17 protein-coding genes are annotated in these 20,465 nt (G+C 70.9%); 8 read left to right on the top strand and 9 right to left on the bottom strand.

Going from position 1 to position 20,465, the window contains the following annotated elements:
- Positions 1-194: 194 nt before the first annotated feature.
- The 8 genes from ACFQ6S_RS42765 to ACFQ6S_RS42730 form a co-directional block, all read right to left on the bottom strand.
- Entirely contained in the window at positions 195-1,871 is a 1,677-nt protein-coding gene (locus ACFQ6S_RS42765) for an Ig-like domain repeat protein (protein ID WP_383421775.1), read from the bottom strand.
- A gap of 99 nt (positions 1,872-1,970) precedes the next feature.
- On the bottom strand, positions 1,971-2,885 hold the full coding sequence (locus ACFQ6S_RS42760; protein ID WP_383421772.1) for a substrate-binding domain-containing protein: 915 nt from the start codon (positions 2,883-2,885) through the stop codon (positions 1,971-1,973).
- A 221-nt stretch (positions 2,886-3,106) separates the two neighbouring features.
- Complete coding sequence (locus ACFQ6S_RS42755) at positions 3,107-5,599, bottom strand: hypothetical protein (RefSeq protein WP_383421769.1); 2,493 nt, start codon at positions 5,597-5,599, stop codon at positions 3,107-3,109.
- Positions 5,599-7,326 carry a phosphate ABC transporter substrate-binding protein PstS gene (gene pstS / locus ACFQ6S_RS42750; RefSeq protein ID WP_383421767.1) on the bottom strand — a complete coding sequence of 576 codons (1,728 nt, stop codon included), beginning with the start codon at positions 7,324-7,326 and terminating at the stop codon, positions 5,599-5,601. The genes ACFQ6S_RS42755 and pstS overlap by 1 nt, the downstream gene beginning before the upstream one ends.
- Positions 7,323-8,582: a phosphate ABC transporter permease PstA gene (gene pstA, locus ACFQ6S_RS42745; RefSeq protein ID WP_383421764.1), complete on the bottom strand. Its 1,260-nt coding sequence runs from the start codon at positions 8,580-8,582 to the stop codon at positions 7,323-7,325. Before pstA ends, pstS begins: the two co-directional genes overlap by 4 nt.
- 97 nt (positions 8,583-8,679) lie before the next feature.
- A complete protein-coding gene (gene pstC / locus ACFQ6S_RS42740; protein ID WP_383421761.1) occupies positions 8,680-9,687 on the bottom strand; it encodes a phosphate ABC transporter permease subunit PstC in 1,008 nt (335 codons plus the stop codon).
- 127 nt (positions 9,688-9,814) lie between these two features.
- Positions 9,815-10,162, bottom strand: coding sequence for a hypothetical protein (locus tag ACFQ6S_RS42735; protein WP_383421758.1), 348 nt, complete (start codon positions 10,160-10,162; stop codon positions 9,815-9,817).
- Positions 10,163-10,536: 374 nt separating this feature from the next.
- Positions 10,537-11,250, bottom strand: coding sequence for a PH domain-containing protein (locus ACFQ6S_RS42730; protein ID WP_383421755.1), 714 nt, complete (start codon positions 11,248-11,250; stop codon positions 10,537-10,539).
- 206 nt (positions 11,251-11,456) lie between these two features.
- Between ACFQ6S_RS42730 and deoC the strand changes: the two genes are divergently transcribed.
- The 5 genes from deoC to ACFQ6S_RS42705 all read left to right on the top strand — a co-directional run bounded on the left by deoC (position 11,457) and on the right by ACFQ6S_RS42705 (position 15,981).
- Positions 11,457-12,416 carry a deoxyribose-phosphate aldolase gene (gene deoC, locus ACFQ6S_RS42725; protein WP_383421778.1) on the top strand — a complete coding sequence of 320 codons (960 nt, stop codon included), beginning with the start codon at positions 11,457-11,459 and terminating at the stop codon, positions 12,414-12,416.
- 5 nt (positions 12,417-12,421) lie between these two features.
- Positions 12,422-13,858: an aldehyde dehydrogenase family protein gene (locus ACFQ6S_RS42720; RefSeq protein WP_383421752.1), complete on the top strand. Its 1,437-nt coding sequence runs from the start codon at positions 12,422-12,424 to the stop codon at positions 13,856-13,858.
- Entirely contained in the window at positions 13,851-14,741 is an 891-nt protein-coding gene (locus tag ACFQ6S_RS42715) for an aldehyde dehydrogenase family protein (RefSeq protein WP_383421749.1), read from the top strand. The genes ACFQ6S_RS42720 and ACFQ6S_RS42715 overlap by 8 nt, the downstream gene beginning before the upstream one ends.
- 184 nt (positions 14,742-14,925) lie before the next feature.
- Positions 14,926-15,561: a uridine kinase gene (locus ACFQ6S_RS42710; RefSeq protein WP_383421746.1), complete on the top strand. Its 636-nt coding sequence runs from the start codon at positions 14,926-14,928 to the stop codon at positions 15,559-15,561.
- Positions 15,562-15,621: 60 nt separating this feature from the next.
- Positions 15,622-15,981, top strand: coding sequence for a DUF6281 family protein (locus tag ACFQ6S_RS42705; RefSeq protein ID WP_383421743.1), 360 nt, complete (start codon positions 15,622-15,624; stop codon positions 15,979-15,981).
- 200 nt (positions 15,982-16,181) lie between these two features.
- Here the strand turns inward: ACFQ6S_RS42705 and ACFQ6S_RS42700 are convergent, their stop codons facing one another.
- Positions 16,182-16,928 carry a SigE family RNA polymerase sigma factor gene (locus tag ACFQ6S_RS42700; protein ID WP_383421741.1) on the bottom strand — a complete coding sequence of 249 codons (747 nt, stop codon included), beginning with the start codon at positions 16,926-16,928 and terminating at the stop codon, positions 16,182-16,184.
- A gap of 267 nt (positions 16,929-17,195) precedes the next feature.
- On the opposite strand from ACFQ6S_RS42700, the gene afsQ1 reads away from it, so the two are divergent.
- From afsQ1 to ACFQ6S_RS42685, 3 genes are read left to right on the top strand one after another with little or no spacing between them, the layout of a single operon-like run.
- Complete coding sequence (gene afsQ1, locus ACFQ6S_RS42695; protein WP_190072356.1) at positions 17,196-17,873, top strand: two-component system response regulator AfsQ1; 678 nt, start codon at positions 17,196-17,198, stop codon at positions 17,871-17,873.
- The gene (locus tag ACFQ6S_RS42690) at positions 17,870-19,438 is read left to right on the top strand and encodes an ATP-binding protein (protein ID WP_383421737.1); all 1,569 of its coding nucleotides are present in this window, start codon (positions 17,870-17,872) and stop codon (positions 19,436-19,438) included. Before afsQ1 ends, ACFQ6S_RS42690 begins: the two co-directional genes overlap by 4 nt.
- Positions 19,438-20,049, top strand: a complete 612-nt coding sequence (locus ACFQ6S_RS42685) for a hypothetical protein (RefSeq protein ID WP_383421734.1) — start codon at positions 19,438-19,440, stop codon at positions 20,047-20,049. Before ACFQ6S_RS42690 ends, ACFQ6S_RS42685 begins: the two co-directional genes overlap by 1 nt.
- The last annotated feature ends 416 nt before the right edge of the window (positions 20,050-20,465 follow it).

The raw sequence follows: 20,465 nt of genomic DNA, 5'->3' as shown, positions 1-20,465 counted from the left end.
GGGCCGGGGTGGGGGGTGTCCGTCCTCGGTCGGGCGGTTGCCGTCGGGCAGGGAGGCGGGCGTTTGTTGACGCCCGCCGCTGCGGGCGGACACCCCCCACCCCGGCCCCTTGCCGCCGTACGCGGGTGCCGGCGGTGGGGGTACGCCGCCGCCTCTACCGGGGGCGCTTCGGTGGGCGCCCCCGGTGTGCGGTTTCAGTGGTGCCGGGGGGTGTCGCCGCCGAAGGTCAGCAGGCCCTTGCGGCGGATGTGGAGGGTGAGGGCCGCGCCCGCGCAGAGGAGTGCCAGGGCCGTCAGGGCGATGGTGCCGATCTGGGCGCCTGTGGAGGCCATCGAGCCGGTGCCTGTGTCGCCGCCGGTGACGCCGCCGGTGCCCGTGCCGCCGGTGCCCGTGCCGCCGGTGTCCGTGCCGCCGGTGTCTGCGCCGGTCGAGTCGGACGGGGTCGGCTCGGGGCTCTCGTCGGTCTCGCCGGTCGTGAAGGCGAAGTCGACCGCGTGGCCGTCCGTCTTGTCCTCGGCCAGTGTCAGCACGTGGTCGCCGTCCGCGATGTCCTCGGGGACGGTGAACGCGTACTTCTCGACCGCCCCTTCGGCGGTGGCCTTGGCGTTCTCGAAGGTCTCCTCGCTGTCGGCGAGGGTGACCTCGACGGTGGCGTCGGCCGTGTAGCCGCGGGCGGTGATGGTCACCTTCTGGCCGGGGGTGAGGTGGGGGTTCGCGTCGAGGGTGTTGCCGTCCTCGTCGGTCACCTCCAGGTCGGCCGGGTCGGTGGGGTCGGGTGAGGGCTCCTCGTCGCTGGCCGCGAAGTCGAAGCTCGCGCGGTGGTTGGCCGAGCCGGCCTCGTCGAAGAACACGTTGGTGTCGCCGGTGATCGTGCGGTCGGGGACCGTGTACTCGTAGCCGGCGACGGTTCCTTCGGCGTTCGCGGTCGCGTCCGTGAAGGTCGCGCCGGTCGTCGGGGACTGGGACACCTTGACCGTGGCCCCCGGGGTGAAGCCCTGCACGGTGATCTTCACCTTCTGGCCGATGGCGAGCTTCGGCTTGTCCCCGAGGGCGTTGCCGTCGGCGTCCTTTGCGGTGAGGAGGTAGCCGATGCCGACCGGGTCGCTGCCGGTGGCGTCGCCGTAGGCGTCGGGGTCGGCGGACTTGAAGGCGGCCGTGTAGGTGTGGGGGCCGCCGATCGACGGGGCCTTGATGGTGAGTTCGGCCTTGCCGCCGGTCACCTCGGCCGTGCCGAGCGAGGTCGCGCCCTCCTTGAACTCCACGGTGCCCGTCGCGGCGGGCGGCGTCAGCGTGGCGGTCAGCTTGAGGTCGCCGTTGACGGCCACACCGTCGGTCGCGCTCAGGGTGAGGGTCGTGGCCTGCTGCTCCAGCAGCGTCCAGGTGTCGCCCGCCACCCGGACCTTGGCGAGGAAGCGGGGCGAGGTGAGGCCGCTGCGGCAGGAGAGACCCAGCGTGTACGTGCCGTCGAGGGGCCCGGTGGGGACGAACGCCTTCAGCGCCGCCTCCAGGGTCCTCGGGGTGGGCAGCGCCTTGAGGTTCACCGTGAACGGCTCCGTGCCGGTCGGGATCGTCGACTCGGAGACGGCGATGGGAACCCCGACGCTGGGGTTCGACGGCCGGTACACCCACAGGTACGGGGTGTTCGGGGTGGTCGTCTGGTCCGCGCAGCCGGCGCTCGACGTGGCGGAGGTGGCCGGCGGGTCGGTCGCGATCTTCCCCGTGGCCGGGCTGAGCGTGAACTTGCCGAGGTCCGTGGCGGCCGCGCTGGCCCGGCCGGCGAAGGAGAGCACGCCGGCCAGGGCGGCGCACAGCAGCGCACAGCACGTCAACAGCGCCACTGGCGAGCGGAGTTGTGCGAGTCGGTGGTTCATTGCGGTGGTCCCCCCACGGGGTTCGGATGGTGGATGGATACGCCGCGAGGGCCGGGCACCCAGAGGGCGCCCGGCCTGTGCGGGGTTACTGCGCGGCGATCAGTTCTCGCCCTTGAGGCCGGTGCTGCCGCAGTCGGCGACCGTGCCGAAGCCGTAGAGCTCGGTCGTGAAGGCGTCCTGGCAGACCTTGGAGTCGGCGCCCACGAAGGTGTCGGCGATGACGGCCTCGTTCAGCCGCGCGGTCTCGACGACGTTGTAGACGGGACGGCTGTACTGGCCGCCGTCGATGGTGGTGAGGACGGTGGCACCGTGCACGTCCTCGATCAGACCGCCGGTCTGGGCGGTGTACTTCGCCACGGAGTACGGGGCGATGTGCGCGGTGGAGGTGACCGCCCGGCCGTCGTGCTCCTGCATGGTGCCGACGCAGGAGCCCAGGGTCGGGTTGCCGATCTGGGTCAGGAAGAAGCTGCGGGTGCCGGACCCGCTCTGCGGGATCAGCGGGGTGACGGGGTTGCCGTTCACCGAGGTCAGGGTGCACTCGTAGATGGCCTTGAGCTGGGCCGTGGTGAAGTTCACGCCGCTGAGCGGGCTGTTGGAGCGGGCCGCCACGGTGAGCTTGTCCGACGCGAACGGGATCCAGGTCAGGTCGGTGCCGGCGGTCACGACACCGCGCGAGGAGCGGGCGAAGTCCAGGCAGCCGGCGCCGGTGTCGATGTCGTTGTTCAGCGCGGTGATGCCCTGCGAGGAGCCGTTCGGGCGGGCGAGGGAACAGCCGGCCGCACGGGTCTTGACGGGGGAGGTGCCGGTCGCGTCGTACGAGGCGATCAGCGTGCCGCCGTCGATGGAGTCGCCGAGGCCGTTGAGGACGTCCTGGGTCGTGTCGGAACCGACACCGGCGAGGACGCGGAAGTCACCCGCGGCCGGGTCCGCCGAGGCGACGGGCGCCATCACGCTGAGGCTCAGGGCGGCGGCACCGACGACGGCACCGGCGAAAGCACGGGATTTGACGTTCACTTCAGTTCTCCTCCGCAGAAAACGGATTGCGACGGATTGCGGGCGATGCACGGCAGAACAATTCCGCGGTTCAACCGAGGCGGCCACCAATTCCAGCCGCCCATCAGGTTACGAGTCCCTTGCCTAGGTGAATCCAAGGGAATTCACTGAATTGTGCGGGAATTCCCCGGGGTTGCCGGTCGCCCGCACCCCGGGGAATTCCGGAATCTGGGTGGGAACGGTCAGCCGCTGCCCGCTCCGCGCAGCGAGAGCCGCAGCATGACCGGACCTGCGAGCGCCGCCACGCCGCCCGCGATCAGTACGCCGAGCAGCACCCAGCGGATCAGCCCGAGCACCTCGGAGGGGGTGGGCCCGCCGGACTGGGCCACGTTCTGCTTCGCCGGGTCGGTCTCCGTCGGTGCCGCGGTGGCCGAGGAGGCTGAGGAGGCCGAGGAGGAGTCCGCCGTCCCTGGAGCGGTCGTATCGCCTGTCGTGCCCGTCGCGTCGCCGCCGGTCAGACCGCCGCCGCCGGTGCCGCCTGAGAGGCCGCTGACGGCCGTGCCGCCTCCGCCGTCGGTTCCGGGCGGGACGGTGGACGGTGTGTCGCCGGCGCCGGCCACGCCCTTCTCCAGCTGTCCGGCCGCCTTCTCCGCCTGCTGACGCAGCGCCGCGGGCAGCGGGGCGTACCCGCGGGGCAGTTGGCCGCTCGCGGTGCCCGGGGTCTGGCCCTGGCCGGCCGCGTACCGGATGGCCTTGGCGTAGTCCTGCCGTGCCGCCTTGGCCTGGTCCAGCGAGGCCGCCGCGTAGACCACGGCGGTCAGCGGGTAGGCGCCGTCCTTCATCTTCGCCGGATCGGGCTTCTTGACGCCGGACACGTCCGAGTCAGGCATCTGCGCGACCGCCTTGAGCAGGGAGGCGTCGCTCGGCTTGACGTAGTCGCCGTCGGCGTTGGGCAGGGCGGCGGTGTTGAGCTGGTAGCGCACGGCGGAGACGTTGTCCACGACGCCGAACTGACGCTGGCTCACCGGGGTCGGGCGCTCGACGGTCGCCCATTTCGTGATGCTCTGATTCGCGGTGCACTCGAAGGCGGTGCCGATGTCACCACGGCGGATCTTCACCGCCGACTCGTGCATGTCGAGCGCGTACGGCACCACTTCCTGCCCGGTGCGCTTCATGGTGAGCCCGGCGGCCCCGCCGCTGCACGCGACGGTCGTGGGGGTCAGGTCGGCCTTGGGGAAGTAGTCCGTGGCATCCGAGATCACCCCGTCCTGAAGGTATTCCGGGTTGACCTTCATGCCCCAGGAGTCCTTCTCCCCCGCCAGGAACTTCCGCGCGTCGGGGTCCGCGAGAATGTACTCCCACATCATGCGGGCGGAGTCGGTGTTCTCCGACGTGACGACCAGGCCGATCGGCGAATTGAAGTCGTGGCCCTTGAAATCGGGATTGAGCTTCAGGAATTCCGGGTCGCCGCCGATGTATCGCGGATTTCCGGAAAGGTGGTCGGGTACGGGTTCCTGGGACGAGACGAGGGATCCGGCGTACGACTGGGTGAGCGCCTTGGCCAGCAGTCGCTGGTTGAGTTTGAGCTCCTTCAGGGGTGTGTAGTTGAAGGACTCCTTCTCGTACATCCAGACGAAACCGATCGCCAGGCCGCTGACGGCGACGGGCCCGTGGACCACCTGGGCCGCCCCCTCGGCCGGCCGCACCGGATCCAGGGTCATGGCGAGCCCCGCCGAGAAGTCGCTCGGCGCCATGATGGTCTCCCTGGCGACCTCCTCGCCGGACTGCGTATAGGTGAACCGGTGGGTGCCGGTCCGGCACAGCTCGCTCTGCCATGACGTGACCGCGTCGGTGGCCAGCTCGGAGCCCATGATCACGCGCTCCGGCTTGTCGGGGTCGCAGCTGTCCGTGACCGGCTCGAAGTCGAGGCGGAAGACGATCCGCTGCTCCCAGTTGGACTTGCTGAGCGCCGAGGTGAGGGTCGTGCGGTTGACGTCCGAGGTGCCGTCGGGCTCGTGCTCCCCCCGGGGCACCACGACCAGCCAGCAGGGCCGGACCTGCCCGCCCGACGTGGTGCGCGCCCCGCAGCCCAGGTACTCCGATTCCAGCGCGGACTTCATCTCGAAGACCGCCTCGCCCGCGCCGCCCCCGTCATTGGGCAGCCAGGACAGGGAGTTGGTGTCCCCGGCGCTGAAGTAGGTGGTGTCGAGCCTCGACGTGGTCGCGGGTCCGGTCACCGGCCGGAACGGGGCGAAGGTGCTGCCGAACTCGTCCGTGGCGAAGTCGTCCGTCTCCAGGGGATCGGACGCGGGCGCGACCTGCCGGCCGGTGCCGGGCGGGATCCTGGCCTCGTTCCCGAACTCGCACCGCGTCCGGTCCGGCCCCTTGGCCGGGTCGTCGCCCCAGCACTGCATGATCTGCAGGAAGTTGAACAGGCCCCGTGTCGGCGCGGGCCTGCCGCCCGTCCACGACACCCTGACGCCCTGCCACCGCAGCCCCTTGGTCTGGTGCACGGTGACCTTGAGGCCGGAGAAGTCGTCGTACCTGCCCTTCGCCCCGCTCTTGGTGACCGCCGAGCTCTCGGCCGTGGCCGCCCGCGCCTGGTCCGCCCCGTCGGGCAGCGGCAGCAGGGCGAGGACGACTGCGGCGAGCAGGGCGCCCACGCCCACGGCGGCCCGTCGGTGCCCGGGAGGTGCCCCCGCTCTCGGGTTCCCTGTCCGTATCGGCGATCGCATCAGAACTCCCCCTTGCGGCGGTTGCGTGCCGCGAGGGCCCGCGCGGTGAGCGGCGGTCCTATGACCACCGCGACGAGCAGGACGGCGGACAGCGCCATCAGGGCGCCGCGCAGCCCGAAGGCGTTGCCGGAGGCGAGGCTGACCGGGTTGGCGGCGACGGAGGTGTCGCCGGCGCCCGTCCCGGCGGCGCTGACCAGCTCACCGGTGTCGGGGTCGATCACCCCGCCGGAGGAGCCCCCGGCCGCGGCACCCCCGGTCGTGTCGGGCTGCCCGTCCCCGTCGGCGTCGGCCGTGGCACCGCTGCCGCCGGAGCCGCCCGTGGCGCCCGCACCGCCGCCGGAGCCGCCGGACCCCGAGCCGCCGGTGGACGAACCCGAGCCCCCGGAGCCGCCGTTGCCGCCGCCCTGCGCACCCGGCTTGACGGGCGTATCGGTGCCCGCGGCGCCGGCGGTGCCGTCCGAGCACTGGGTGGACCCCTTCTTGTCGCAGGACTTGGGGAAGGGGGCGTTCTTGATCAGGGTGTTCACGCCGCCCGAGAAGGTCGGGTTGCGGCAGTCGTTGATGTTGATGGAGCCGGTGGGCGCGCCGGGCACCTTGCGCAGCTGGTCGAAGCCGGCCTGGACGAGATTCTTCGGCAGCGGTGAATAGCCGAGCTGTTCTGCCTGCTGCTGCCCGTCGCACAGGAAGTAACGGCCGAACGTGCCCAGCGAGTTGCCCTTGGCCTTGGTGAAGCCGGCCTCCTCCTTGGTGGGCATGATCATGTAGCTGTAGCTGGACAGCGGGTAGGTGCGGGCGTCCGCGTTGGCGTAGACCTTGTCGAGGATCTGGGTCAGGTAGTTGACCGACCTCGGGTTGTCGTTGATCTCGGCCTTGGTGAGGGCCACGGCCACGCTCGCGGCGGTCGGCTCGACGTAGTAGTTGTCCTTGTTGAGCACCTTGGCCACGGGGAAGCCGGTGTTCTTGGCGTAGGAGTACTCGACGTAGGTGATGGCGCCCTCGCCGGAGGGCTGGCGGACATGGCCGGAGACACCGAGCGAGCCCGACTTGGAGACCATCGCGGAGCCGCTGAGCAGCGGGTAGTTGGAGGTCATGCCGCAGTTGCCGGAGCCCCGGCCGGTGCGGGAGCAGTAGTCGGCCCACACCGGGCCGTGCTCCTTGGACAGCCAGGTGGTGAACTGGGCGCTCGTGCCGGAGCCGTCGGAGCGCACGACCGGGACGATCGCGCGGGCCGGCAGGGTCAGGCCCGGGTTGTCGGAGCGGATCGCGGCGTCGTTCCAGCGCGTGATCTTCCCGGTGAAGATCTTGGCGATGGTGCCGCCGGACAGGCGGAGGTTGGTCACCATCCTGCCGTTGATCTTGAGGTTGTACATGAACGCCGTACCGCCGGCGACGATCGGCATGTAGGCGTAGCCGCGCCGCGGCGGCTGGTCCGTGATGCCCTGCTCCTTCAGGCCGTACGGGATCTCGGAGACCGCGAAGTCGACGGTGTTGTTCCTGAACTGCTCACGGCCCTGCGAGGAGCCGTTGGCCGTGAAGTTGACCGTCATGCCGTAGTTGGCCTTGACGTTGCGGACCCACTGTTGGACGGCGTTGGCGCTCCAGGTGGATCCGGAGCCGGTGATCTTGGCGTAGGAAGCGGCTGCGGCCGGCGGTGTGTTGACGGCGAGCAGCGCGCACAGCAGTGACAGCACGGTGGCCGCCAGACGGAAGCGAGTGGCGGGTTTCACGACGGACTCCCGGGTTGCGTACGGAGGTTGACGGGCTGGTCGTTGGAGACGGCGGGGTGGGCCGGACGGGGGCCGCGCTCGGCGAAGCGACGCGCGTCACGCCGTGAGGCGAGCACCCGCCGGTGTTCCTGGCGGCGGCTCAACTGCCCCGGCCCACGGCCGCCGACGATGCGTGCCGCCACGAACAGCAGCAGCACCAGCACCATGAGCAGCGATGCCGTACCGAAGCCGCGGGCGACCATGGTGGGCTCGGGCGACCTGACGAACTCGAAGGTCGCCAGCGGCAGGGAGACCATGTGGCCGTGCAGCGGATCGAGGTTGAGCTCGTTGGTGAAGCCCGCGGTCAGCAGCACCGGGGAGGTCTCGCCGATGCCCCGCGCGGTGCCGAGGATCACCGAGGTGGTCAGGCCCGAGCGGCAGGTCGGCAGGACGACGTGCCAGACCGTGCGCCAGCGTGACGTACCCATGGCGTACGCGGCCTCGCGCAGGGTGCCGGGCACCAGACGGATGACGACGTCCGCGGCGCGGATGATGATCGGCAGCATCATCACGGACAGGGCGAGCGAGGCGGCGATGCCGGACTGGTCCATGCCGAGGCCCAGGATCACGGTCGCGTAGATGAACAGACCCGCCACGATCGATGGCAACGCTGTCATGGCTTCGACGATGGTGCGTACGAACCGGGCGAAGGGGCCCGGCACCTCGTTGAGGAACACCGCGCAGACCAGCCCGGCCGGAACGGTGATCAGCAGGGCGACGGTGATCTGGATGAGCGTGCCCGCCGCCGCGTGCAGGGCACCGCCGACGGTGAGCGGCTCCAGGGGGCCCGCGAGCGACATGTCCTCGGTGAAGAAGTTCAGGTGCACCAGGGCCCGGCGGCCCTCGACGAGGGCGTACACCACCACGATCGTCAGGATGGCCACCATCAGCACACCCATCGACCGCACCACCGCCGCCGCGATCCGGTCGACCACGGCCGGGCCGTCCTCGTCGAAGGACACCAGCAGCGCGTACACCAGCAGGAACAGGCCGTACGCCGTGACGACGAAGCCGACGGCGCCGTTGAACGGCAGCAGCCGCCCGAACAGCAGCCAGGTCAGCGACAGCGCGGCGGCGGCCGCGCCGAGCACGGCGTAGACGTCGGTGCTGCGCAGCGCGGTGAGGGCGCGCCGGCGCTCACCGCCGGGTGCGGCGGCCCGCACCGGGCCCGGCAGCGTCGTGCGCGGCCGCTGCGGCGCCTCGGGGGCAAGGGTCATGGGGGCTCTTTCCGGTGTACGGGGTGTACGGGGGCCGGGGTGTACGGGGGCCGGAGTCGAAGGCGTGGGAGGGCGAAGGCGTAAGGGCAGGCGCCCGTCAGGCGTCGCTCGACGCGCCCGAGCGGGACCGGGCGACGATCGAGGAGGCGGCGAAGTTGACGATCAGGGTCATCACGAACAGCGCGAAGCCGGCCGCCATCAGCGCGGACATGCCGAACTGGCTGGCCTCGCCGTAGCGCAGGGCGATCAGCGAGGAGACCGAGCTGGTGCCGGACTGCAGGACGTGCCACTGGATGTCGAAGGTCAGCGAGATGATCATGAAGACGGCGATCGTCTCGCCGAGCGCGCGGCCGAGACCCAGCATCGTGCCGCCGATCATGCCGCCCCGCCCGAACGGCAGGACGACGGAGCGGATCATGCCCCAGCGGGTCGCGCCCAGCGCGTAGGCGCCCTCGCGCTCACCCGCCGGGGCCTGGGAGAAGACCTCGCGCATGATCGAGCAGATGATGGGCGCGATCATCATGCCGACGACGAGACCGGCGATGAAGGTCGAGGAGGTGTAGACGCTGGGCGGTGCGAGCGGGTCGTCGGGGTCGGCACCCCGGACGTCGAAGACCGGGATCCAGCCGAAGTAGGTGGCGATCCAGCGGGCGGTCGGCAGCACCCGGTCCTGGAGGAGGAACACCCCCCACAGGCCGTAGACCACGGACGGCACCGCCGCCATCAGGTCCACGACGCTGATCAGCGTCCGGCGCAGCCGGGGCGGGGCGTACTCGGAGATGTACAGGGCCGCCCCGGTGGCCAGCGGTACGGCCACGCACACCGCGACGGCGGCGATCAGGACGGTGCCGACCAGCACGGCCGCGATGCCGAACCGCCCGGCGTCCGGTGCCCAGGCGGCGGTGGTCAGGAACGACCAGCCGGCCCGGTCCAGCGCCAGCCACGCTCGGTACAGCAGGAAGCCGCCGACGAGCAGCATCACGGTCAGGACCAGCCCGCCGCCGGAGCGCAGCACCGCACGGAAGACACGGTCGGGCAGCCCCGGATCCGCGTACAGCCGCCGGGGCACGTCGCTTTCGACGGCTCCGGCGGCTGTGGCGGTCACGGGCTGCGGCTGTCTGGATCTTCTGAGCGAAGGCACGTTCCCGACACTCCGGGGCATCGGTTGACATGCTCATCCCGAGGCGTGAACGAGAGGTTCCCTGGGGGCAACTTCCGGCACGGCCGACGGCTCAGGTCTCGCCCCACAACTCCGGTCCCGGGTAAGCCAGTTCGGGGAGCATCGCCCGGAACCGCTCATAGGAGGACCGGCATGTCGCATGCCGCTCGTACGTACGGGCCGATCCGGCCAGATGGGAACCCGAGGCGTCCCACACCGCCCACACCCACCCGCCGCCCTCGACGCTGTGCTGCACACCGCCGGCCATGTCGTCATGGCGCCGGCAGAGCCGTAAGAACGCCTCACGGCACCGATTGTGCGTGTCGTGCGAAGTCAGCGACACGGCCACCGAGCGCCCATTGGACGCCACGAGCCGCCAGCCGAATCCCCCCTCACCGTTGATGTCGATCTGGCATCTCATGCCCACCACCGCGACAGCGGATCTTCCCGCCTCGCCGGACCGTTCCATGTCCCCACCCCCGCCGCCCATGGACGAGTAAACGTGCAGGTAAGGCGTTAGGGGGCGGCACCAGCAATCTAATGAGGCGGGGCAGGCAAAGACCCGACAAAGTACCTGCCGGTCGCACGCTTCATGTCGAAGTAGCCCCTCGGCAACCCCTAGGACAGCTCCCGAGAAAGCGCTCACCGCACGGAGTGGACAACGTTGCCAATTAGGGGCGGAACCCGGTGCTTGGGGGCCTTAAGGGACGGCACGGCGCCCCCGGCCGCCAGGGTGGCTCGCGGGCCGCTCAGGCCACCGCAAGCAGAATCATCAGGCCACCGCAAAGAGAATCATCAGGCCACCGCCAGCAGAATCACCAGCAGCACGGCCCCGGCGACGGCCGGCCCCGCCACCTCATAGGCCCAGCGCACGGTCACCTCGCCCTGCGCGGACTCCGCCTGCCCCCGGTCCTCCAGCAGCTCACGCAGGTCGTCCATGACCTTGTCGGTCTCGGCCCGCATCGGCCCGTCCGCGTCCACGTCCCCGCGCGGCGCCCCGAACCCGAGCCCGCCGAACCCCCCTCCGCCGCCGAAGCCCGCACCGCCGCCCCCGCTCCGCTCACCGCGCGCGGCGGCGCTGCGCTGCGAAGCGGCCCGCGCCGTGCGCCGCGCCGCCTTCTTGCGGGCCCGCAGCGAGACCGGGACCGCCCAGAGCTGGAACTTGCTGCCGGACTTGGTGACGACCTCGTTCGAGTAGCCGGACCGCAGCCCCGCGATCTGCCCCCAGGGCAGCACGATCACGCGGAGCGGGTTGCGGATGCGCAGCCGTTCCTGGTTGGCGTACACCGCCGGGCGCAGGGTGAAGGCGGCCACCACCGGCACGATGAGGATCAGCGCGGCGAGCGCCAGCCACTGGGTGCGGCCCTCGCCGCGCACCAGGGCGTCGATGCCGAGCCAGAGCCCGAGGCCCAGCAGCAGGACGCCTCCGACGATGCCCATGGGCGAGCGGTAGACCCGGTCCTTCGACAAGGGGTCCGGGGTGGGGGGCTGATGCTCGGGGGTCGTCATGGGGCCGATTGTGCCGCATGGCCGCACCGCCCGGCCGGTCACCCATTCGCCGTGGGGCTGTGCTCGGTGCGCGGGTGCGGGTCGGGTGTGGCCGGGAGCGCAGTTCCCCGCGCCCCTGAGGGTGCGGCGGTTCCCCCGACTTTCCGGTCATCCACCTTCTCGGGGTGTACAGCCGCTACGCGCGTAGATATGCTCGTCTGGTGACCATGCCCACCAATGCATCTGCCGCAGCTCACGCACTCACGGACGTCGCCGCGTCCGACAGCACGCTGCGCCGCTTCCTCCACGGGCTGCCGGGTGTCGACGCGGTCGGCCTGGAGGGGCGGGCCGCGTCCCTCGGTACCCGTTCCATCAAGACGACCGCCAAGGCGTACGCCATCGACCTCGCCATCTCGATGGTCGACCTGACGACGCTGGAAGGCGCGGACACCCCGGGCAAGGTCCGGGCGCTCGGCGCCAAGGCGGTCCACCCCGACCCCACCGACCGTACGACCCCGCCGACCGCGGCCGTCTGCGTCTACCCCGACATGGTGGCCACCGCCAAGGAGGCCGTCGCCGGGTCGACCGTGAAGGTCGCCTCCGTCGCCACCGCCTTCCCCGCGGGCCGCGCGCCCCTGGAGGTGAAGCTGGCGGACGTCCGTGAGGCCGTCGCCGCCGGCGCCGACGAGATCGACATGGTCATCGACCGCGGCGCCTTCCTCGCGGGGAAGTACATGAAGGTGTACGACGAGATCGTCGCCGTGAAGGAGGCCAGCGGGGCGGCCCGCCTCAAGGTCATCTTCGAGACCGGCGAGCTGTCGACGTACGACAACATCCGGCGGGCGAGCTGGCTCGGCATGCTGGGCGGAGCCGACTTCATCAAGACGTCCACCGGCAAGGTCGCCGTGAACGCCACCCCTGCGAACACCCTGCTTATGCTGGAAGCGGTGCGCGACTTCCGCGCCCAGACCGGCATCCAGGTGGGTGTGAAGCCGGCCGGCGGGATCCGGACGACCAAGGACGCCGTCAAGTTCCTCGTCCTGGTCAACGAGACCGCCGGTGAGGACTGGCTGGACAACCACTGGTTCCGCTTCGGCGCCTCCTCGCTGCTGAACGACCTGCTCATGCAGCGTCAGAAGCTGGCCACCGGCCGCTACTCCGGCCCCGACTACGTGACGGTGGACTGATCACCATGGCTTCGGTATTCGAATACGCACCGGCCCCCGAGTCCCGCGCGATCGTCGACATCGCGCCGTCGTACGGCCTGTTCATCGACGGTGAGTTCGTGGAGGCGGCCGACGGCAAGGTCTTCAAGACCGTCTCGCCGTCCACCGAGGAGGTCCTCGCCGAGATCGCCCAGGCCGGCGAGGCGGACGTGGACCGCGCGGTGAAGGCCGCCCGCAAGGCCTTCGAGAAGTGGTCGGCGCTGCCCGGCTCCGAGCGCGCGAAGTACCTGTTCCGCATCGCCCGGATCGTCCAGGAGCGCAGCCGAGAGCTGGCCGTCCTGGAGACCCTGGACAACGGCAAGCCGATCAAGGAGACCCGCGACGCCGACCTCCCCCTGGTCGCCGCGCACTTCTTCTACTACGCGGGCTGGGCCGACAAGCTCGACCACGCCGGCTACGGTGCGAACCCCCAGCCCCTGGGCGTCGCGGGCCAGGTCATCCCGTGGAACTTCCCGCTGCTGATGCTGGCCTGGAAGATCGCGCCCGCGCTCGCCACCGGCAACACGGTGGTGCTCAAGCCCGCCGAGACGACCCCCCTCTCCGCGCTCTTCTTCGCGGACATCTGCCGCCAGGCGGGCCTGCCCAAGGGCGTCGTCAACATCCTTCCCGGATACGGCGACGCCGGCGCCGCGGTCGTCGCGCACCCGGACGTGAACAAGGTCGCCTTCACCGGCTCCACGGCCGTCGGCAAGGAGATCGCGCGCACGATCGCCGGCAGCCGCAAGAAGGTCACCCTGGAGCTCGGCGGCAAGGGCGCCAACATCGTCTTCGACGACGCCCCGATCGACCAGGCGGTCGAGGGGATCGTCAACGGGATCTTCTTCAACCAGGGCCAGGTCTGCTGCGCCGGCAGCCGGCTGCTGGTCCAGGAGTCGATCGAGGAGGAGCTGCTGGAGTCCCTCAAGCGCAGGCTCTCCACGCTGCGCCTCGGCGACCCGCTCGACAAGAACACCGACATCGGCGCGATCAACTCCGAGGAGCAGCTCTCCCGCATCACCACGCTCGTGGAGCAGGGCGAGTCGGAGGGCGCCGAGCGCTGGTCGCCGGCCTGTGACATCCCGGAGAGCGGCTACTGGTTCGCCCCGACGCTGTTCACGAACGTCACCCAGGCGCACCGGGTCGCCCGCGACGAGATCTTCGGCCCGGTGCTGTCGGTCCTGACCTTCCGTACGCCGGACGAGGCCGTCGCCAAGGCCAACAACACCCCGTACGGCCTGTCGGCGGGCATCTGGACGGAGAAGGGGTCGAGGATCCTGGCCGTTGCCAACAAGCTCCGCGCCGGCGTCGTCTGGTCCAACACGTTCAACAAGTTCGACCCGACGTCGCCGTTCGGCGGCTACAAGGAGTCGGGCTTCGGCCGCGAGGGCGGCCGCCACGGCCTGGAGGCGTACCTCGATGTCTGACGCGACCCGACTCTCCGTCTTCAAGACCTACAAGCTGTACGTCGGGGGCAAGTTCCCCCGCTCCGAGAGCGGCCGGGTGTACGAAGTGACCGACTCGAAGGGCAACTGGCTGGCCAACGCGCCCCTCTCCTCCCGCAAGGACGCCCGGGACGCGGTGGTCGCCGCGCGCAAGGCGTTCGGCGCGTGGTCGGGGGCGACGGCGTACAACCGCGGTCAGATCCTCTACCGCGTCGCCGAGATGCTGGAGGGCCGGCGCGAGCAGTACGTCCGCGAAGTCGCCGACGCCGAAGGCCTGTCCAAGTCGAAGTCGGCGGCGCAGGTCGACGCGGCGATCGACCGCTGGGTCTGGTACGCCGGCTGGACGGACAAGATCGCCCAGATCGTGGGCGGCGGCAACCCCGTCGCGGGCCCGTTCTTCAACCTGTCCTCCCCCGAGCCGACGGGCGTGGTCGCGATCGTGGCCCCGCAGGAGTCCTCCTTCCTGGGCCTGGTCTCGGTCGTCGCCCCGGTGATCGCGACGGGCAACACCGCGATCGTGGTGGCGTCCGAGAAGTCCCCGCTCCCGGCGCTGTCGCTGGGTGAGGTGCTCGCCACCTCCGACCTGCCCGGCGGTGTCGTCAACGTCCTGTCCGGCCGTACGGCGGAGATCGCGACGCCGCTGGCCGCGCACCAGGACGTCAACGCGATCGATCTGGCCGGCGCCGACGAGGTACTGGCGAAGGAGCTGGAGATCGCCGCGGCGGACAACCTCAAGCGCGTCCTGCGTCCACAGCCTGTGGATTACACGGCCGCTCCCGGGATCGACCGCATGACGGCGTTCCTGGAGACCAAGACCGTCTGGCACCCGACGGGTTCGCTCGGCGCGTCGGGCTCCTCGTACTGAGGCCGGACCCCTCGAACCGGAGAGCCGCGTTCCCCCTCCGTCCAGGGGGAGCGCGGCTCTCTGCCACCGCGCCGACACCCAGGGTGCCGAGGTGAACGCGAGATGTAGTCGAGGTGTGACGCGCACTGCAAACGCGGTACGCCGGGTCGTATCCGGGCCGGGCGATGCCTCACACTGGTGTCCCGTGAGTTCCCCATCGCCCATACCGACGCGAGTCGTGCTGCTCTGCGGCCCCTCCGGCTCCGGCAAGTCCCTGCTCGCCGCCCGCTCCGGTCTTCCGGTACTGCGGCTCGACGACTTCTACAAAGAGGCCGACGACCCGACCCTGCCCCAGGTCCCCGGGAGCTCCGACATCGACTGGGACCACCCCGGCTCATGGGACGCCGACACGGCCGTCGCGGCGATCACGGAACTGTGCCGCACGAGCCGTACGCAGGTGCCCCTCTACGACATCTCCCTGAGCGCCCGCACCGGCGAGGAGACCGTCGACATCGGCCGCACCCCGCTCTTCATCGCGGAGGGCATCTTCGCGGCCGAGATAGTGACGCGCTGCCGGGAACTCGGCGTACTGGCCGACGCGCTGTGCCTGAGCCGCGGCCCGGTCCGGACCTTCCGCCGCCGCTTCCTGCGCGACCTGAAGGAGGGCCGCAAGTCGGTGCCCTTCCTCCTGCGCCGCGGCTGGCGCCTGATGCGCCTGGAGCGCTCGATCATCGCCCACCAGACATCCCTGGGCGCCCACGCCTGCGACCGCGACGAGGCACTCGGACGTCTCACCGCGGCTGCTGCGGGCCGCCGCCCGGCGGCGACTCCGGCCGGCTGAACGAACTCGGCGACCACTCCGTCGTAGGACCGTAGAAACGGTCCCGCGGAAAGGAAGCCGATGACCACAGCCCTCCGTACCCTCCGACGTCCGCTCCTGGCGGCCCTCCTCCTCACCGCGGCCGTCGGCTGCGGCGAGGGGGAGGGCGGCGTGGAGCCCGGCGGTGCGGCCGAGGCTTCCTGTGCGTATGTGGTGACGTACGCCGACCGCTCCTATCTGGACGTCGGAGGCAGCGACTTCACCGTCGGGGAGAGGCTGGGCACCGCCACGGTCCCTGGGTGCGACGACACCCCGAACGCCCCCGGGGGCGCCGTCCCCGAGGGCAGGATCACCGCGTACGCGGTCGAGGGCATGGACCCGTCCGTCGCCATCGCAGTGGGCGACACGCCCGCCGAGGCGACCCTGATGAAGGTCCGCTGACCGCACGGCGAAGCGGGACTGGACGGACCCCCCGGCCCTCCAGCCCCGCTCTCGTTGTGCTCCACCCGTTTCCCCCGTGGTGGAGCGTCCCCCGTTTCCCCCGTGCTTCCCCCGGTGTTTCCCCCACGGGCCCCCGTCGGTCCCCCGACCCCCGTGGGTCCCCCCACTTGCTACCGCTCCCCCGCGGTCCCCCCGGACCTTCAGGCGACAAGCTCCCCGAAGGCGTCCTCCTCGTCACGGCCGAAGCTGAGGACCTCGTCCTCGCGCAGCCGGCGGAGCGACCGCCAGATGCTGGACTTCACCGTGCCGACACTGATGTCGAGGATCTCCGCGATCTCCGGGTCGGTGCGGCCCTCGTAGTAACGAAGGACCAGCATCGTCCGCTGGAGTTCGGGCAGCCGGGCCAGCGCCTGCCACAGGACCGCGCGCAGCTCGGTGCCGCGCATCGCGTCCGTGTCGCCGGGCGTCTCCGGCAGCTCCTCGGTCGGGTACTCGTTCAGCTTGCGGCGGCGCCACGCGCTGATGTGCAGGTTGGTCATCGTCCGCCGCAGGTAACCCCCGACGGCGGCCTTGTCACTGATCCGGTCCCAGGCCTTGTACGTCGAGAACAGCGCGCTCTGCAGCAGGTCCTCGGCCTCGAAGCGGTCACCGGTCAGGTGGTAGGCGGTTGCGTACAGGGAGGCGCGGCGCTCCTGGACGTAGGCGGTGAACTCCGCCTCCGACAGCGAGCGACGACGCTCCCCCGAGTCCTCCCTGTACGCGGCTCCCCCGTGCGTTTCCCCCGTGAAACCGTCAACCACCGTCATGAACGCGGTGTGCTGACGCCCGGTGCCGCGAGCGCACCCCCGCCCGCTCACGGCACCGGACTTCTCCGAACCCCGGCCCCCGTTCACGTCGTGCAGACGCGTGATCACTGCGCTGGTGCTGGTGCCGTGCAGCGTGTTCATCTCGCGCCCCCCGTCGTGGACTTCCGGTGTTCTGCTTGGTGCGTCCTGCTGTGTTGCGTCCTGCTGTCTTGCCTGTGCCGAAAAGCTTGCCGGGGCACCTTCATGGCCGTGTCCGCCGACTGTCACAGACCTGTCACAGGGGCCTGTGCCAGAGCCCGCTCCCAGCACCGGCACAGAACGAGCACAGACAACAGCGCTACGCGCACGTATCCCTACTGCTCGTACAGGTGTCGAAAGACCACCCCCGCATGGGCCAGAATGACCCCCGTGCCTTCCCTGTTGCTGATCGAGGACGACGACGCCATCCGTACGGCCCTGGAGCTCTCACTGACTCGCCAGGGACACCGTGTGGCCACCGCTGCCACCGGCGAGGACGGTCTGAAACTGCTGCGTGAGCAGCGGCCGGACCTGATCGTGCTGGACGTGATGCTGCCCGGTATCGACGGCTTCGAGGTGTGCCGCCGTATCCGGCGCACCGACCAGCTGCCGATCATCCTGCTGACCGCGCGCAACGACGACATCGACATCGTGGTCGGACTGGAGTCCGGCGCGGACGACTACATCGTCAAACCCGTGCAGGGGCGGGTCCTGGACGCCCGCATCCGTGCCGTGCTGCGACGCGGGGAACGCGAGTCGAACGACGCCGCGACCTACGGCAGCCTGGTCATCGACCGTGCGGCCATGACCGTCACCAAGAACGGCGAGGACCTCCAGCTCACCCCGACCGAGCTGCGCCTGCTGCTCGAACTGAGCCGCCGCCCGGGCCAGGCCCTGTCCCGCCAGCAGCTGCTGCGCCTGGTCTGGGAGCACGACTACCTCGGCGACTCCCGCCTCGTGGACGCCTGCGTCCAGCGACTGCGCGCCAAGGTCGAGGACGTCCCGTCCTCCCCCACCCTCATCCGTACCGTCCGTGGTGTCGGCTACCGCCTGGACGCGCCTCAGTGACAGAAGCGCAAGGGGGGTTCCGCGGCTGGGTCGCGGCTCGCAAGGGAGTGTGGTCGAGGCTGCGTTTCACCAGTCTGCGCCTCCGCCTGGTGGTCGTGTTCGGCCTCGTCGCACTCACGGCCGCCGTGTCCGCGTCCGGCATCGCCTACTGGCTCAACCGCGAGGCGGTTCTGACCCGCACCCAGGACGCGGTGCTGCGCGACTTCGAGCAGGAGATGCAGAACCGCGCCGGCCTGCTGCCCGAGGACCCCACGCAGGACGAACTCCAGCACACCGCCGGCCAGATGGCCAACAGCAGCCAGCGCTTCAGCGTGCTCCTCGTCGCCCAGGACGCCGAGGGCAAGCCCGCCTACGGCAGCTCCGGCGGCCTGGACGGCTTCACCCTCACGGACGTACCGAAGTCCCTGCGCACGGCGGTGAACGAGAAGCAGCAGGTCAACTCCTCCAACAAGGCCGAGTACCACCTGTACTGGCAGCGGATGGTCGAGGACGACACCCCGTATCTGATCGCCGGCACGAAGGTCAACGGCGGCGGTCCGACCGGCTACATGCTCAAGTCCCTGGAGCAGGAGGCCAAGGACCTCAACTCCCTCGCCTGGTCGCTCGGCATCGCCACCGGCCTCGCCCTGATCGGCTCCGCACTGCTCGCGCAGGCCGCCGCCACGACCGTACTGAAGCCGGTGCAGCGCCTCGGCGTCGCCGCCCGCCGCCTCGGCGAGGGCAAGCTGGACACCCGTCTGCGCGTCTCCGGCACGGACGAACTGGCCGATCTGTCCCGGACGTTCAACAACGCCGCCGCGGCGCTGGAGAAGCGGGTCGACGACATGGCCGCGCGCGACGAGGCGTCCCGCCGCTTCGTGGCCGACATGTCCCACGAACTGCGCACCCCGCTCACCGCGATCACCGCCGTCACCGAGGTCCTCGAGGAGGAGCTGGAGGCCGAGTCCGGCTCGATGGACCCCATGATCGAGCCCGCCGTACGCCTCGTGGTCAGCGAGACCCGCCGGCTGAACGACCTGGTCGAGAACCTGATGGAGGTCACCCGCTTCGACGCGGGCACGGCCCGCCTCGTCCTCGACGCCGTCGACCTCGCCGACCAGATCACCGCCTGCATCGACGCCCGGGCCTGGCTGGACGCGGTCGACCTGGACGCCGAGCGCGGCATCATGACCCGCCTCGACCCCCGCCGCCTCGACGTCATCCTGGCCAACCTGATCGGCAACGCCCTCAAGCACGGCGGCTCCCCGGTCCGGGTCTCGGTCGGCTACACGCCCGACTCGGTCGTCATCGAGGTCCGGGACCACGGCCCCGGCATCCCCGAGGACGTACTCCCCCACGTCTTCGACCGCTTCTACAAGGCCAGCGCCTCCCGCCCCCGCTCCGAGGGCAGCGGCCTGGGCCTGTCCATCGCCCTGGAGAACGCCCACATCCACGGCGGCGAGATCACCGCCGCCAACTCCCCCGAGGGCGGCGCGGTCTTCACCCTGACCCTGCCCAGGGACACCTCGGAACCGGAACAGCAGAACGGCAAGAACGCCGACGACGAGAAGAGGGGAGACGCCTGATGTACAAGCTCGGCCACCGTCTCCTGGCCCTCTCCGCCCTCTCGGCCGCCGTGCTCTCCGGCTGCGGCATACGCCCCACCGAGGTCCCCACCGACTTCGGCCCGGCCCCCTCCCGCGTGCGCTGCTCCCTCTCCGAACCGGACATCTCGACGCAGGCCGCGCGAGGTCTACCCGTGCAGGTCTTCCTGCTGTGCGGCTCACAACTGGTCGCCGTGGACCGCACCGTACGCGTACCGGACGGCACGGCGGACTCGGCCCGACGCGTCCTGGTGGCCCAGGGCCTGCTCGACCAACTCGAGGCGACACCGTCCGCCACCGAGAAGGAGGCGGGCTACACCACGGACGTCAGAGGCGCGATGGGCGTGACGGGCCCACGCCGCGACGACCCGGAAGAGACCCTCCGCCTGAGCACCCCGCCCAACAACCTCACGTCCTACGCCCTGGCCCAGATCGTCTGCACCTTCTCGGACTCATCGGCCGCAGAGGGCGACGGCTCGGTGATCCTGGGCGGCCCCACCCAGGACCCCCCACGCCGCTACGAGTGCACGGACGAGGTCCGCACCAGACCAGGCAGCAACGAGCCCCCGTCAACCGAGGTAACGGACGCCTGACCCCACGCACCGCAAGCCGCGTACGGCGCAAGGCCCTCTGCCGGACCGGGCCCCAACGCACCCGCGCTCGCGCACGGCGGCAAGGGACTCCGCCAGGGTGGGACCCGAACGCACCCGTACACGACGGCAAGGGGCCATGCCGGACCGGGCCCCGAACGCACCCGCGCTCGCGCACGGCGGCAAGGGACTCCGCCGGAGTCGCCCCCACCGGGCCGGCAGTCGCGTACGGCGGCAAGGGGCCATGCCGGACCGGGCCCCGAACGCACCCGCGGTCGCGCACGGCGGCAAGGGACTCCGCCGGAGTCGCCCCCACCGGGCCGGCAGTCGCGTACGGCGGCAAGGGGCCGTGCCGGGGGGTGTCCGCCCGCAGCGGCGGGCGTCAACGAAGAGCACCTCTCTGCCCGACGGCAACCGCC

Origin of the sequence: Streptomyces sp. NPDC056479 (assembly GCF_042795335.1) — a bacterium.
Classification (GTDB): Bacteria; Actinomycetota; Actinomycetes; order Streptomycetales; family Streptomycetaceae; genus Streptomyces.
The sequence above is the reverse complement of the archived record's forward strand: the minus strand, read 5'-3'. Positions and strand labels throughout refer to the sequence as shown.